The sequence below is a fragment of the Bacillus sp. EAC genome, assembly GCF_002156875.1.
Lineage (GTDB): Bacteria > Bacillota > Bacilli > Bacillales > Bacillaceae_G > Gottfriedia.
The window spans coordinates 203,982-219,591 of the sequence record NZ_NCSY01000003.1 but is presented as its reverse complement, the minus strand read 5'-3'; the positions used below and the strand labels follow the sequence as shown (position 1 = coordinate 219,591).

13 protein-coding genes are annotated in these 15,610 nt (G+C 35.0%); 11 read left to right on the top strand and 2 right to left on the bottom strand.

Translation table 11 applies throughout. From position 1 onward, the window contains the following. Positions 1–120: 120 nt before the first annotated feature. Positions 121–1,152, top strand: coding sequence for an ATP-binding cassette domain-containing protein (locus tag B7R65_RS07245; RefSeq protein WP_088042100.1), 1,032 nt, complete (start codon positions 121–123; stop codon positions 1,150–1,152). After that, on the top strand, positions 1,149–1,964 hold the full coding sequence (locus tag B7R65_RS07240) for an ABC transporter permease (protein WP_088042099.1): 816 nt from the start codon (positions 1,149–1,151) through the stop codon (positions 1,962–1,964). The genes B7R65_RS07245 and B7R65_RS07240 overlap by 4 nt, the downstream gene beginning before the upstream one ends. Positions 1,965–2,232: 268 nt before the next feature. Here B7R65_RS07240 and B7R65_RS07235 read toward each other — a convergent pair whose 3' ends face one another. Further along, positions 2,233–3,483, bottom strand: coding sequence for an O-antigen ligase family protein (locus tag B7R65_RS07235; RefSeq protein ID WP_088042098.1), 1,251 nt, complete (start codon positions 3,481–3,483; stop codon positions 2,233–2,235). Positions 3,484–3,928: 445 nt separating this feature from the next. Next, positions 3,929–4,897 (bottom strand): Gfo/Idh/MocA family protein, encoded by a 969-nt coding sequence (locus tag B7R65_RS07230; protein WP_256941201.1) that lies wholly within the window; start codon positions 4,895–4,897, stop codon positions 3,929–3,931. A gap of 240 nt (positions 4,898–5,137) precedes the next feature. On the opposite strand from B7R65_RS07230, the gene B7R65_RS07225 reads away from it, so the two are divergent. The 9 genes from B7R65_RS07225 (at position 5,138) to xylB (ending at position 15,606) form a co-directional block, all read left to right on the top strand. Beyond that, on the top strand, positions 5,138–6,874 hold the full coding sequence (locus tag B7R65_RS07225; protein ID WP_088042151.1) for a sensor histidine kinase: 1,737 nt from the start codon (positions 5,138–5,140) through the stop codon (positions 6,872–6,874). Between the two features lie 2 nt (positions 6,875–6,876). Then, the gene (locus B7R65_RS07220; RefSeq protein ID WP_088042097.1) at positions 6,877–7,674 is read left to right on the top strand and encodes a response regulator transcription factor; all 798 of its coding nucleotides are present in this window, start codon (positions 6,877–6,879) and stop codon (positions 7,672–7,674) included. A 92-nt stretch (positions 7,675–7,766) separates the two neighbouring features. Beyond that, on the top strand, positions 7,767–9,074 hold the full coding sequence (locus tag B7R65_RS07215; RefSeq protein WP_088042096.1) for an extracellular solute-binding protein: 1,308 nt from the start codon (positions 7,767–7,769) through the stop codon (positions 9,072–9,074). 82 nt (positions 9,075–9,156) lie between these two features. Then, positions 9,157–10,032: a carbohydrate ABC transporter permease gene (locus B7R65_RS07210; protein WP_088042095.1), complete on the top strand. Its 876-nt coding sequence runs from the start codon at positions 9,157–9,159 to the stop codon at positions 10,030–10,032. 118 nt (positions 10,033–10,150) lie between these two features. Beyond that, positions 10,151–10,951 carry a carbohydrate ABC transporter permease gene (locus B7R65_RS07205; protein WP_256941205.1) on the top strand — a complete coding sequence of 267 codons (801 nt, stop codon included), beginning with the start codon at positions 10,151–10,153 and terminating at the stop codon, positions 10,949–10,951. Positions 10,952–10,997: 46 nt separating this feature from the next. After that, a complete protein-coding gene (locus B7R65_RS07200) occupies positions 10,998–11,633 on the top strand; it encodes a YesL family protein (protein ID WP_256941198.1) in 636 nt (211 codons plus the stop codon). A 33-nt stretch (positions 11,634–11,666) separates the two neighbouring features. Next, the gene (locus tag B7R65_RS07195; protein WP_088042094.1) at positions 11,667–12,629 is read left to right on the top strand and encodes an aldose 1-epimerase; all 963 of its coding nucleotides are present in this window, start codon (positions 11,667–11,669) and stop codon (positions 12,627–12,629) included. A 42-nt stretch (positions 12,630–12,671) separates the two neighbouring features. Further along, a complete protein-coding gene (gene xylA / locus B7R65_RS07190) occupies positions 12,672–14,006 on the top strand; it encodes a xylose isomerase (protein ID WP_088042093.1) in 1,335 nt (444 codons plus the stop codon). A gap of 100 nt (positions 14,007–14,106) precedes the next feature. Then, entirely contained in the window at positions 14,107–15,606 is a 1,500-nt protein-coding gene (gene xylB, locus B7R65_RS07185) for a xylulokinase (RefSeq protein ID WP_088042092.1), read from the top strand. Positions 15,607–15,610: the final 4 nt, after the last annotated feature.

Below are 15,610 nucleotides of genomic sequence, written 5' to 3'. Positions count from 1 at the left end.
CCCTTGTTATCAGTAATCGAGTGATCGTAAATTGATAATTAGAGGTTCTTTTTTGTTCATACTTATTTCATATATTATAGATATATTTACCTTGTAATAAGTTGTAGAGGAGGAAAATATGTGGAATATTTAAACAAAAAAATAATTACGCCAGAGAATGGTGATTGGGCTGTAGAAGCTCGCGGCCTAGTTAAAACTTTTGGCGATAATCGTGCAGTTGATGGAGTAGATCTAAATGTACGAGCGGGTTCGATCTACGGTGTACTTGGACCAAATGGTGCGGGAAAAACAACTACAATTAGAATGCTAGCAACTTTACTACGCGCAGATGCAGGTTTCGCACGCATTTTCGGGCATGATGTAGTAAAGGAAGCACAAATTGTGCGTCAATTAATTGGAGTAACAGGTCAGTATGCATCCGTTGATGAGTCACTAAGTGCTACTGAAAATCTTATCATTTTCTCAAGGCTGCTAGGATTAGGACGTGCTGAAGCAAGAAAAAAGGCAGCCGAGCTATTGGAGGAATTTGGTTTAACTGAAGCAGCGAAGCGTCCATTGAAAAATTTCTCTGGAGGGATGCGTCGTAGGCTTGATTTAGCTGCAAGTCTGATTGCCCAGCCGCCACTTATCTTCTTGGATGAACCAACTACTGGATTAGATCCACGCACGAGAAATCAAATGTGGGATACCATTCGCCGATTGGTAAATAGTGGGTCCACTGTATTACTAACAACACAATATTTACAAGAAGCAGATGAACTGGCTGATCGAATTGCTGTAATTGATCACGGCCGAGTTGTCGCAGAAGGCACTGTGGATGAGCTAAAAGCATCAGTCGGTAGCTCATCATTACATCTGAAAATCGAAAATCTAAAGGAAATCGAAAACGCCCGTAGGACTGTTGAACAAGTACTTAAGGTCCAGTCAAAAGTGTCAGTGGAAGAAGGAAAGATTACCGCGCCAATGGCGGATGCTGACAGAGTAACGGACCTGCTTATTGCTCTTCGTGATGCAGGGATTCATTTAGCTGAAATGAGTGTGCAGAAGCCGACTCTGGACGAAGTGTTTCTAACGATTACAGGCAACGATATAAATGCTGACACCTCAAAAGAAGCTGTAAGATCAGATGAAAAAGGGGAGGTAAGTGTATGAGCCACGCTTCAATTAAACCGACTGCACATCGCCAACTAAAAAACAAAACAAGTTTTCGTCAATCATTAAGAAATTCTTTTACGATGGCCTATCGGGGTTTACTGAAAATAAAACGCACTCCGGAGCAATTGTTTGATGTCACGCTACAACCAATCATCTTCACGTTGATGTTTACCTATATTTTTGGTGGAGCTATTTCTGGAGATGTGAAGAGTTACTTGCCTGTCATCATTCCTGGGATACTTGTACAGACCGTAATAACGACTTCAATTGTTACAGGGGTTCAACTGCGGGAGGACATGGATAAGGGAGTATTTGACCGCTTCAAGTCACTACCAATCGCACGAATTGCACCGCTAGCGGGAGCATTGTTGGCAGATACGATCCGTTATACAATTGCGACTGTACTCACGTTCTCAATGGGATATATCATGGGTTACCGACCTGATGGAGGACTTGGTAATGTTATATTAGCCGGGCTTATAGTAATTGTATGCTCGTGGGCAATTAGCTGGATATTTGCTTTCTTTGGTGTAATTGCACGTACTGCTTCAAGCGTACAAGGAATATCAATGCTCGTGCTATTCCCACTTACGTTTCTCTCAAATGCTTTCGTACCGGTTGATACAATGCCTAACTGGCTTCAATGGTTTGTTAAACTCAATCCGATTTCGCACCTTGTGACTGCTGTCAGAAACTTGACTAACTCTGGAACGGTAGGTTGGGATTTATCCATCTCTCTAATCGGAGCCGCTATCATTGTAGCGATCTTTGCGCCTTTAACAGTAAGCGCCTATATGAGAAGAACATAGTCGAGATTTAAAGTTACTCGTTTATTCAACACAATATAAAAATTATATGTAATGATCACTGTAACAATTAAAACGCAATCATAAAAAATGAGGAAGTAAAGCATGTTAAACAGCGCTTTGCTTCCTCTTCTTTATTGATTTTCTCTCAAGTAGGATAGATGAGACAACTTAACAATAGATTGTGGCGAGGAGGTTCACCGATCACATAGAAAAAGCATCCTGGAGAAGAAATCGATCTCTCCTCCTTTGAATAGCAACAAAGTTTTTATTACGACTGATCCTTCGGGGCTAGTACATGTAGATAAATCCAATGATTAATCCTTGATAATGACGGAAACTCTGCTAGATGGATTCGTTTCGTATATTTGTCCCAACAAGCTAATAGAATAACCGTTAGAAATCCTATTTGAGGCGAAAATAAAGGTTCATCAAACACTCCAGTAAGAAGAATTATAGGTAAGCTAAGCAAGTAATTGTTTAATAAACTTTTTTTATTTCGTATGGAAAAAAATAATTGGATAAACTTAACAAGATTTATAATTATGACACATAAAAAGGCTAATCCACCAAGTGTCCCATACTCAACAAATATTCCAATAAACACATTATGAGCATGAGGTACGTATTCATTATAATGCTGCAAATATTCTTGACCGAATCCAATTGGAGTCACACCGAAGAAAGGATGATCCTGCCATATACTAATCGCTTTTTTCCAAATCTCTTGTCTAATTTCACTTGCTTGAATGACCGACTCAGATCTAGGCATGACATGAAGTAACCACTTAGACAATGATATGCCAATTATTGTACTAATAAAGAATACGTCTCGATTTAATCGATAGATAAATAAAAAATAAATCAAAACCATTGACGCAAAGCCTGCCCTAGATCCCGTTTGAATCACGCCAAAACTAAGCACAAGAATTAACGATATCTGCCACATGGATTTAACAAATTGTTTGTTCCGCAAATTTGTCAGGAGATTAGCAAAAAGAAATGAAGTTGCGATTAAAAGAATATACACTGTAAAGTTTGGATTATATTCACAGCCAATCAGACGGTCATAATCTTTTCGTGTGTCTTCACCAAAGAGCACAGTGCCTGTTAAATAACTGAGTACTAAAGGGAAAGTAATCAATTTCGAAATCCATCCTATAACACAGCTATAACATCCTCCAAAAATGATAATCATCCGATAATGTTTAAATAATTGATTTTTTTCAGTTTCCAATATTCTACTATACAATCCCCAATAACCTAGAATCATCACACTAATGCCTATATAAGATATTTCCTTCAATGATATGGTTGCCCCAACTGTAGCGATAAAAAGGGATAGGAAAAAATAAGAAAACAGAGTAAAAGTGAAACGTTTCTTTATAATCCACTGTGTATAGATCGTATAGAGACCAATAATAAGTAAAATTAAAATACCTACTGGAGGTAAGAGAAAACATAATAATATGCTTAATTCTAATAATGTAAATTTTTTTAAAGGTTGAAAAAATACGTTCATGATGTACCCCTAATTGTTAGTGACGTTATGCTCTTAATCCTTATGAGATTTCAGATCTAACAACCTCCAATAAAGCATTTAATAAGCTTCAAAGTATGAAAATCACGAACCATTAGTGTAAGCGAATACCACGAAGCAACGACTTAAGAAATAGTATTTACAATAGATTAAAAATAACATATTAATTTTTCGGTAATGCTTGGAAAATGTAAACTGAATATAAATTTTGTATTATACCGATTTTGTTTTTCAGTCATAAAACCAACTTTAAATGGGGAGCAATATGAAGAGCGTTTTTTGATGGGAATTTGCTAAGTAAGAATGTAGTGGAGCGTATGCAATTACTCCTGTGGGTGAAAAGGACAGGTGGGATGTCTGAATAAGGCTGATTGCCTAGCTCAAGAAAGCGAGTATCCTGGAACTTATATGAAAAATGGCATTAAGGTTACAAAAAACCACTTTTATTAAAAGTGGTTTGAGAAGATGCCAGAAAATAATTAATGGTCTCAAGCTTTAGAATCAATAAATTTAACGATTCTTTCACAAATTTCATGGGTAAGTAATGAATCCTCAATGGAAGGGCTGGATTCTTATTAAATCTAACGCATTCAATAAAGTGATCTATTAATTGATAAAATCCGCGTTTGTACAAGGTTGGTTCCCAATCTCCGAATTTAATTAGATTGATTTCTTTATCATGGTAACGGGTTGTTTCTACAAGCGCATTTACAACATACTTATTTTGCGCAGTCATATATTCAATTACTTCCTCGGTAACTCCACTATTTCTGTTCATTATTCCAATTGCGGTGCATCCTTCTCCAATAAGTTGAATAACTAAATGATCAAGTTTGTCTTCATTTTTAAGGAATTCTACCTTTAAATCCATCACTTCTGTATTCATTAAGAATCGAAGAGTATCTACAACGTGAATAAAATCCTCAACAACAAATCTTCTTACAAAATCTGGGGAAGCATATCTATTTTTTTGCATGATTATTAATGTGGCTTTACCTTGATCCTTTAGCTCTTTAACACGAGGGATAAATCTTCTATTAAATCCAACCATAGCAATTTTGCCAGTTTCTTTTGCTAAATTCACGATTTTCTCAGTTTCATGTAAATTCATAGAGATTGGCTTATCAATGTAAACACTTATTCCGCTTTTAAGTAACTTTTCTGCAGTTTCGAAGTGCGCTTCCGTCGCAGTACTAATAAACGCGGCATCGATATTCTTCGTTATTAATTCTTCTACTGTTTGGGCCTTTTCCTCAATTCGGTACTTTTTTGATAGTTCATTTAGTACTAAGTTATTTCTTGTACATAGAACTAATTCTATATCTTCTTTTTCAGACAGGACAGGTAAGTAAGCTTTTTTAGCGATATCGCCTAAGCCGATGATTCCAATTTTCAATAAGTACACCCCATTAGAAATTATGTTGTCTATGACGTTTCAGGTTCAGTAGGTTAAATAGATGGAACCTGTTATTCTTATGACATTTAAGTACATTTACAAAGTAAGTATAAATCTAGTAGCTAAATCAAAGAAAATTTTTTTTGTTGAGCTTGATGATAAGTATAGTATGATTAAAATTAAAAAAAGAACTTACATCATTTTACTATGAAATAGGTGATTATGATCGTTAACATCAAAATGCGGTTGAAAAACTTAAACACTTTACGAAATCAAATCCTATCTATTTTCTTGATTGTTATGATTATAGTTTTAACAATTGTTTCAATAATGGTAAATAACCAAGTTGGGAAGTTGATGACTGAAACAACGGAGAAGCAAATCAAACAAACGGCGATAGAAGCTAACGGAAGAATGGAAACGCTTTATAAACAGATTGACACACTATCTAATCAATTGGTTACGAATGGAACTGTTCAACAAACTTTGCTAGATTTGCAAAATGGAGAAAGTATTGATTTTGCGAAAAGGCAATCACTAATTAGGGTGATTAATAACTTACATGCGTATTCTGATGGTATTTATTCTTTTGAACTATACTCAAAAGAAGGAAAAAGAATGTACCCATTTGGAGAAAAGAAATTATCTAGTGTGATTGATGATAAGTGGGTAAAAAAAGCAGAAAGCGAAAAGGGTAGATTGGTATGGGTAGGGAAAGATCCAAAGAATAGCAATTATTCTTATGCGATAAGAAGGGTTAGCTTAATGGATCGTTGGTATTCAAATGGTGGCTATTTGGTTGTAAAAATAATAAATAGCTATTTTCATTTAGAAGAGAGTACGTTAAATCCTGGGGAAAAGGATTATATGATGCTTCTTGACAGGGATTTAGCTCCAATAACAGATAATTATGGAATTAATATTCAATACTTTTTGCAAGAAGGATTTCAAACAATAAAAGTAAATAAAAAAGAATACATGATTGTTAAACAGTCATCGTTAAAAACAGGCTGGACACTTGTGATATTAAAGCCGACAAGCTTTCTTAAGGAGCGGGTATCGACTGTTCGGAATGCTACACTTTATTCCGGAGCAATAGGTTTTTTCATTTTTTTAATATCCTCTATTATTCTAGCAACTATGATTACTAGACCAATTAAAAAACTAACAAATACGATGAAGAATGCAAAAATGGATGAATTAAAGATCAATTCGGAAAGTGCTTCTTCATTGGAAATCGTTGAGTTAAATAGAACCTACAATCAAATGGTAGAGAATACAAACCATCTAATTCAAGTTGTTTATGAAAAAGAGTTACTTCGTAGTCAGACAGAACTAAAAGCACTCCAAGCCCAGATTGATCCGCATTTTCTCTATAATACGTTAAATGCTTTATATTGGTCATTGGATGAAAAAGGAGAAGAAGAGCTTGCAGAAATTGTTATAGCAATGTCGGGGTTATTCCGATATACGATTGGGAATGAAAAAAGCGGTGAGTGGGTGACAATTCAAGCTGCATTAGAACAAATAGAACGTTATTTACAAATAATGAAAATGAGACTTGGAGACCGATTAGAGTGGGAAATAATAGCACCTTCTGAACTTTTATCTGTAAAAATTCCTAAATTAATTATTCAACCATTAGTAGAAAATGCAATAATGCATGGCATTGAAAATAGTAGAGAACAAGGTACTATTCAAGTAAAAATACAAAAGATAAAAAATTCCTCAAGCATTCAAGTTACTGTCGAGGATAATGGACCAGGTATTGAACTAGAAACATTAAAAACACTTAATCTAGCAATTCAAAATGATAATGTATCTTCTTTTAAAGGTATGGGAATGGCTCTTACTAATGTAAATAAGAGAATAAAGCTCTATTACAATGAATTAGACTTAAAGGGACTGCGATTAAAAAGTGAACTCGGAAAAGGAACGATGGTTATATTTGATATTCCAGACAAAGGTGGAGAGTAAAAATGGAGGATACAAAGACGATTCTTATTGTTGATGATGAGCAAATAACGAGACAAGGGCTAAAAAACACATTAGAAAAATGGTCTAATGGTAAATTTGAAATCCTTAGTGCTGCAAATGGTCAAGAGACATTCGAGAAAATCAGTAAAACAAAAGTCCATTTATTAATTACTGATATTTGTATGCCTGAAATGGACGGCCTGAAGCTCTTAGAAAAGCTTAAGAGTAAGGGACATAAATTCGTTTCCATCATTATTTCAGGACACCCGGATTTTGAATATGCTAGGGAAGCCATTCGCCTAGGTGTCGTAAATTATCTCTTAAAACCAGTAAGCAAACAAAAGCTAATTGAAGCCGTTGAGCAAGCTTTAGAAAAGGAAGCAAATATTGAACGTATAGAGTATATGGAAAAGGTCACCGATCAAACGTTACTTAAAATAGACAGTAAACTTAGTCAATCAAATCCAATCAAAGAAGCAAAAAAATTTATTAATCAAAATCTTGGCAGTCAGATTTCTTTAAAAGAAGTTGCAGATGCAGTCCATTTAAATGCAAGCTATTTTAGTGTGTTATTTAAAGAGCAAATTGGATTAAATTTTAGTGAATATTTAACTAGAAAAAGACTGCAAATTGCTAAAAATAGATTATTAACAACAGATTTACAAATCGAGGAAATTGCCCAAGAAGTGGGATATCAAACAGCAAAATATTTTATTAAAATCTTTAAAAATTACGAGGGTATTACTCCTAGTAAATTTAGAAAAACATCAGAGCTTGATGAAACACTAATCCAAAAATAATGGAATTTTCCCCAATCGCGGTTACCTTACCGCGGTTTTTTATTAATGCTAGAATTTAATTGTATTGAAAATTCAAATAATGGGGGTTTGACATGTTTAAAAGAGCGTATTTATTAATGCTAGCACTTGTTCTTGTACTGATGGCTGCTTTAACTGGCTGTGGAAGTTCTGATAAGGCCGGAACTGAAAGCGGTTCCAAGAAAGTGGTTAAATTTATGCACCTTTGGCCAGCAGGAAGTTCTAAGCAACAAAACTTAATTGTAACTGACATTATTAAGCAATACGAATCAGAACACAAGGATGTAAAAATTGAGGTAGAGGTTCTTGAAAATGAGCAATACAAGAACAAAATTAAAGTTCTTTCTTCTTCTAACGAACTCCCTGATGTTGGCTTTACATGGGCAGCTGGATATATGTCTCCCTTTGTAAAAGGCGGACTTTTTGCAGATTTAGATGATGTGTTAAATGATGGTCTAAAGGACACATTTGTAAGTGGAACAACAGAAGCCTACGCTATAGACGGTAAAACATATGGATTACCACTAGAATTGAACATTGCTCCAATTTACTACAATAAATCAATTTTTGATAAATATAATCTTGAAGTACCAAAAACGTATAGTGAATTTCAAAATGTTGTAAAAACGCTGGCTAAAAATGGAGTTGCACCAATTGCTTTAGGAAACAAGGATCGTTGGACTGGTTCATTATGGTATATGTACTTAGCTGACAGAATCGGTGGTTCAGATGTTTTAAATAAAGCAATTAATCGTACAGGTTCTTTTGAGGATCCTGCACTAGTTAAAGCAGCTGAAGAGGTTCAAAACCTTGTGAAGGAAAATGGATTTAATAAAGGATTTAATGGGTTATCTAACGATGAAGGAAAATCAGAATTCTTAAATGGTAATGCAGCTATGTATCTAATGGGATCATGGGAGCTTCCAAACTTTACAACAAATGAAGAAATTTCAAAAGATTTCCGTGACAATGTAGGCTTCTTTAAATTCCCTACTTACGAAGGCGGAAAAGGGAATGAAAATAGTTGGGTTGGCGGACCTGGAGTTGGATTATTCGTATCTGAGAATTCAAAAGTAAAACCAGAAGCAAAAGATTTTGTTAAATTCTTCGTTGAAAAATGGGGAGAGCAATCTGTCGAAAAAGCTGGTGTTATTCCAGCAACAAAAGTGGACACTTCAAAAGTTAATTTACCACCACTTTATATTGATGTACTAAATGAGCTAAATAATGCTAGTAGCTTAACTCTATTTGCTGATGTTCAAATGAGTGCTTCAGTAGCAGAAACGCACTTAAATTTAATTCAGTCTTTATTTGGAAACGAAGTCAAGCCAAAAGATTTCGCTAAACAGCACGAGGAAGCATTGAAGGCTGAAGATAAATAACTACTGTAAAAATTAAAAGGACATATTTCTTTACTTCGGGTATGTCCTTTTTTTTCAAAACGAGGGAAGGAGTTGAATCGAAATGAATAAATTTATGTCAAATAAAAAAATTATCGCCTTCTATATTGCACCAGCTCTTTTTCTAATCCTTGCTTTGATTTACGTTCCAATAATACAAACGGGATATTTTGGCTTGATGAAATGGAATGGCATCGGGGAAAAGGAATTCATTGGTTTACAGAATTATTCCCACTTAATACACGATCCTCTATTTTGGAAAAGTGCCCTCCACTCCTTTTTATTAGCAGTATTTTCGGCAGTTAGTTTAATTGGCTATTTGTTCATCTCATTTATACTTGCCGGAAAAATTAAGGGTGCAGACTTGCTGAGAAAAATTTATCTCATTCCAATGTTACTTGCATCAGTTGCAATCGCGCAGTTATGGCTAAAAATTTATCATCCAACGAATGGGATATTAAATAGTCTTCTTATATCAATAGGGATTGAAAACCCGCCAGCTTGGTTAGCCGAAACAAATTTAGCTTTATACGCGATAATCATTCCAATTATTTGGCAATATGCCGGTTTTTATATCCTTATTTATTATGCGGCCCTTAAAAACATCCCAGATTCACTAATAGAAGCTGCCAGAATTGATGGGGCAACACCTTTACAAATTGCACTGAGAATAAAATTACCATTAATAATGAATGTAGTAAAAGTAACGATTGTACTCGCTGTTGTTGGATCACTTAAATACTTTGATTTAATTTATGTCATGACCGGCGGGGGTCCGAATGGTGCAAGTGAAGTAATGGCTTCATATATGTACCAAAAAGCATTTAAAGGCTTTGACTTTGGCTACGCAAGTGCAATTGGTTTTTTCTTATTGGTGATCTGTCTAGTTGTTACTTGGATTATTCGTAAGCTTACAGAATCAAATGATGACATTTATTAAAAGGAAAGGGGAAATTTAAGTGGATACGGCAAGAGCTACTGAATCTCGATATATTCTTAACGAAAAGAAACCTAGTCAAAATACGAATAGTTTCCTTAGCCGAAGCGCTTACGGACTCATGTATCTTTTCCTTATAATTGTAGCAGTTTTTCAAATTTTTCCGATTATCTGGCTGTTTCTTTTTTCACTAAAAAATAACCAAGAAGTATTCAATATGTCTCCTTTTTCATTACCAGAAAGCCCAAAATGGGAGAATTATACAAAGGTTTGGACAGAAGGTAACATAAGCCAGTACTTCTTTAATAGTGTGACATATACCATTGTTGCAGTAATTTTGACAGTTATATTGGCAAGTATGGTGACTTTTGCAATCACAAGAATGAATTGGAAAGCGAGTAAGCTTGTATTGGGATTATTCATGGTAGGTTTAATGATTCCAGTCCATTCGACACTAATTCCATTATTCAGTACCTTTACAAAAATTAACTTAATTGATAATCCTCTTTCGGTTATTTTAGCTTACACTGCTTTTAATTTGCCAATCACGATTATGATTCTAATAGGTTTTTATGAGGCACTTCCTCGTGAAGTGGAAGAAGCGGCTATTATGGATGGAGCATCAATTAATCACATTTTCTTTAAGATAACCTTGCCGATGACATCACCGGTCATTGCCACGGCAGCGATTATAAACATGATTTACAACTGGAATGAATTTGTCTTTGTTAATACGTTCATTAGTTCAGATAAATTTAAAACACTTACAGTTGGAATTCAAAACTTTATTGGCCAATATACAACAGATTGGGGGGCAATCGGCGCAACACTTGTTATTAGCATATTGCCTATCCTGATCGCGTTCTTAATTTTAAGTAATCGAATTGTTGAAGGAATTGCATCCGGTTCCGTAAAAGGCTAGTGGTAACGGATAACGCTATTATGATTCAGTTAAGGGAGATGGTTTAATGCTTATTGGAAAAACAATGGGGAAGTTGTTTACTGTATGTGAATGGATAATGAGGTTTGCATATGTAAATCTATTATGGTTCCTTTTTTCAATAGCAGGTTTAATCATTTTCGGAATTTTCCCAGCTACAGTCGCCCTTTTTACAATTGTTCGAAAATGGATACAGAAAGAAACCGATTTTCCAATTTGGCAAACATTTCTCAGTGTATATCTGAATGAATTCAAAAATTCTAATAGACTTGGTTTAATCTTGATTTCATGCGGAACTTTTTTAGTATTTGATGCTTTTTTCATACAAACTCTCGAAGGTGCTTTTCAGTTAGTATTGCAGGTACCGTTACTGATCATTTCTGCTGTTTATCTCATGGTATTACTTTATATTTTCCCGGTCTATGTCCATTACGAATTTAAGTTGATCGAATATCTAAAAAATGCTTTCTTTTTAAGTATCTACCATTTTCATATGACGTTACTAATGTTAATTAGTGTAGCAGCAATTCTGTTTTTACTTTTATATCAGCCAGGTTTAACGCCTTTCTTTAGTATCGTATCAGTTGCTTGGGTTCTAATGTTTTGCGGAATATATAGTTTTAATCGAATTGAATCAAGACAAAGTAATGTAAATAAGGTCTAAGAAATATGAACTTATTTAAAGAGAGGAATTTCGATGAATAATTATGTGGAGGAGATCTCTTTTTTAGAAGAGCCTGCAATCAAAGCCGGTAACGAATATTTGGAGATTATTATTATTCCTGGATGGGGTTCAAATTTGATCTCCATAGTTGAGAAACAGACAAATACTGAGTTATTAAGAGTTCCAGCCTCCAAGGAGGAATTTTGGGATAAACCGGTCCTATTTGGTACGCCAATCTTATTTCCACCAAATCGAATTGATCAAGGAACATTTAACTTTGATAATAGAACGTATCAATTCGATATTAATGAGTTGGATAAACAAAATCACATTCATGGATTTGTTCATACAAGAAATTGGGACGTCTCTGTTGTTGATATAAACGAACAAATAGTTACGATAATCACAGAGTTTGATTCGAGTAAACACATAGAAGTAATGAATCAGTTTCAGCATCATTTTATGATAAGAATGAGTTATTTGTTGAACGATAACACACTCTCAAAAAAGGCTGAAATTATAAATAAAAGTAATGAAGTTTTACCATTTGGCTTTGGGTACCATACTAGCTTTTTATTCCCTGAAGAGAAATCATTGTTCAAGCTACCGGCTGACAAACGCTGGAAGCTTAATGAAAGACTTTTACCAACGGGAGAACTTGAAGAAATCCCATATCGTCAAGATTTAAATGAAGGGATGAGCTTAGTTGGTTTGGAGCTAGACGATGTATTTCTTTCTAATATAGACAATCAAGGCTTGCATACCGCACAAATACGAAATGGTTCGACTGGAGTTGAAATTAATTATACGGTCGACTCCAATTTTAAGCATTGGGTTGTTTATAACAAAGATGGAAAGAGTGGTTTTCTCTGTCCTGAACCGTATACTTGGGTGACAAATGCTCCTAACTTAGATGTGCCTGTCGAATTATCAGGGTTCAAAGGAATTGAACCAGGTGACACAAATGTTTTACGAACATGGATTGTTGTTTCATGAAAAAAATAGAGTCCAAAACTTATATTTTAGGAGGAAATAAACATGAGTTATTTTACTAATATTAACAAAGTTAAATTTGAAGGTCCAAAATCAAAAAATGCCTTTTCTTTTAAATATTATGATCCACAAAGACTTGTTAATGGACAAAAAATGGAAGACTTATTACGATTTTCAGTTGCATACTGGCATACATTTACTGCGGATGGATCCGATCCATTTGGTGCAGGAACAATGCAACGCCCATGGAATCATCTAACAGGCATGGACCTTGCTAAAGCTCGAGTAGAGGCATCTTTTGAGTTTTATGAAAAATTAGACGTACCATTCTTTTGTTTTCATGATTCAGATGTTGCTCCAGAAGGTAACACATTGAGTGAGACATACAGAGACCTCGATATAATCGTTGACATGATTAAGGAAACTATGAAAACGAGTAAAACAAAATTGCTTTGGAATACAGCTAATATGTTTACACATCCTCGCTATGTTCACGGAGCAGCTACTTCAAATAATGCTGATGTATTCGCATATTCTGCAGCAAAAGTGAAAAAAGGATTGGAAATAGCAAAAGAGCTTGGTGCAATAAACTATGTATTCTGGGGTGGACGTGAGGGTTACGATACATTAATGAATACGGATATGAAGCTTGAACAAGACAATTTAGCACGTTTCTTCCATATGGCGGTTGACTATGCAAAAGAAATAGGATTCGATGGACAATTCTTAATTGAGCCAAAACCAAAAGAACCAACTAAACATCAATATGACTTCGATGTAGCAACTGGATTGGCATTTTTACAAACTAATGGCTTAGAGAAAAACTTTAAATTTAATATTGAGGCTAACCATGCAACGCTGGCTGGTCATACTTTCGAACATGAATTACGTGTTGCACGTATTAACGGAATGCTTGGATCTGTCGATGCAAACCAAGGTGATAAGTTAATTGGTTGGGATACTGATGAATTCCCTACAGATCTTTACTCTACAACACTAGCTATGTATGAAATCTTAAAAAATGGCGGACTAGGCAAAGGCGGATTAAACTTTGATGCAAAAGTAAGAAGAGGGTCATTTGACGTAGAAGACTTGTTCCATGCACACATTGCAGGAATGGATAGTTTTGCAATTGGAACTTTAGTGGCAAATAAACTAATTGAAGATAAAGTGTTTGAAAGCTTTATTGAAGATCGCTATAACAGCTTTACTTTTGGTATCGGTAAAGAAATTGTTGAGAATAAAGCAAATTTCCATAGTCTTGAAGCCTATGCACTAGGTTTAGGTGACATTCAAAATAAATCTGGTAGAGAAGAGCGTTTAAAGTCAATATTAAACCAATATTTATTAGAAGCAATTGCTGAATTCGCGACTGTATAAATAAAAGACAAGTCTTATATAAAAATGTGTGCTGGGAAAGTGAGTGGTTCCAGCACATTTTTCTCATCTGTGCCTTCAAAAACAACAAAAGGATGATTTGATGAAATATGTAATTGGTGTTGATTTAGGAACTAGTGCAGTAAAAATTTTATTAGTAAATAAGAGTGGGGAAGTATGTAATGAGATATCCCGTTCTTATCCTCTTATTCAAGAAAAATCTGGATACAGTGAGCAAAATCCTGAAGAATGGGTAGAAAAAACAATTGATGGCCTTGCTGAATTAGTTAGCGGATTTGATGGAGATGTGACTGATATTGAAGGAATAAGCTTCTCTGGTCAAATGCATGGCCTAGTATTACTGGATAAAGAAAATAATATTCTTCGAAATGCAATCCTATGGAATGATACTAGAACAACAATGCAATGTGAAGAAATCTATGAAAAAGTAGGCAAAAATCAATTACTTGAAATAACTAAAAATCCAGCACTTGAAGGATTTACTTTACCAAAGCTTTTGTGGGTGAAGGAATTTGAACCTGAAATATTTGCAAAAGCATCTGTATTCTTACTACCAAAAGATTATCTTCGCTTTCGTCTGACAGGAAAGGTCCAAAGCGAGTACTCAGATGCAGCAGGAACCTTACTTTTAAATGTAAAAGAAAAGCAGTGGAGTGAGGAAATTTGCGAAAAGTTTACTATCCGATTGGAACTTTGTCCGCCTTTAGTTGAATCTCACGAATGTGTTGGGACTATTACAGCTGAAATTGTTAAAATGACCGGTCTTAGTCAAGAACTTAAGGTGTTCGCAGGTGGTGCGGATAACGCGTGTGGAGCAATTGGCTCAGGTATTTTATCAGAAGGGTATACGCTATGTAGCATCGGTACTTCTGGTGTAGTGCTATCATACGAAGAACATGGTAATCAGGATTTTAAGGGAAAAGTCCACTATTTTAATCATGGTAAAAAAGATGCATTTTACTCTATGGGTGTGACTCTTGCAGCAGGATATTCTTTAAGTTGGTTTAAAGATACATTTGCTGAAAATGAAAAATTTGAACAGTTATTAAAGGACGTTGAGCAGGTTTCAGTTGGTTCAAATGGTTTGATATTTACGCCTTACTTAGTAGGTGAAAGAACTCCTCACGCAGATTCGACGATCAGAGGTAGTTTTATTGGAATGGACGCAGCTCACAAAAGAAGTGATTTTGCACGAGCTGTTATGGAAGGAATAACATTTTCATTAAATGAATCAATTGAAATCTTCCGACAAAATGGCAAAAAGATTAATTCGATTATTTCGATTGGTGGAGGAGCAAAAAATCCTGTTTGGCTTCAAATGCAAGCTGATATTTTCAATGCAGACATTATTAAGCTTTCAAGCGAACAGGGTCCTGGTATGGGAGCTTCAATGTTAGCAGCTTACGGAAGTGGTTGGTTTGGAACACTAGAAGCTTGTGGAGAGAAATTCATCAAGCCAGTTAAAGCATTTAAGCCAATAAAAGAAAATGTAGAAAAATATAAAAAGCTTTTTGAAATATATAAACAGGTGTACACACAGACGAAGGAACTAAATAGTCAGTTGTCTGAATTTAGAAGGTAAATTA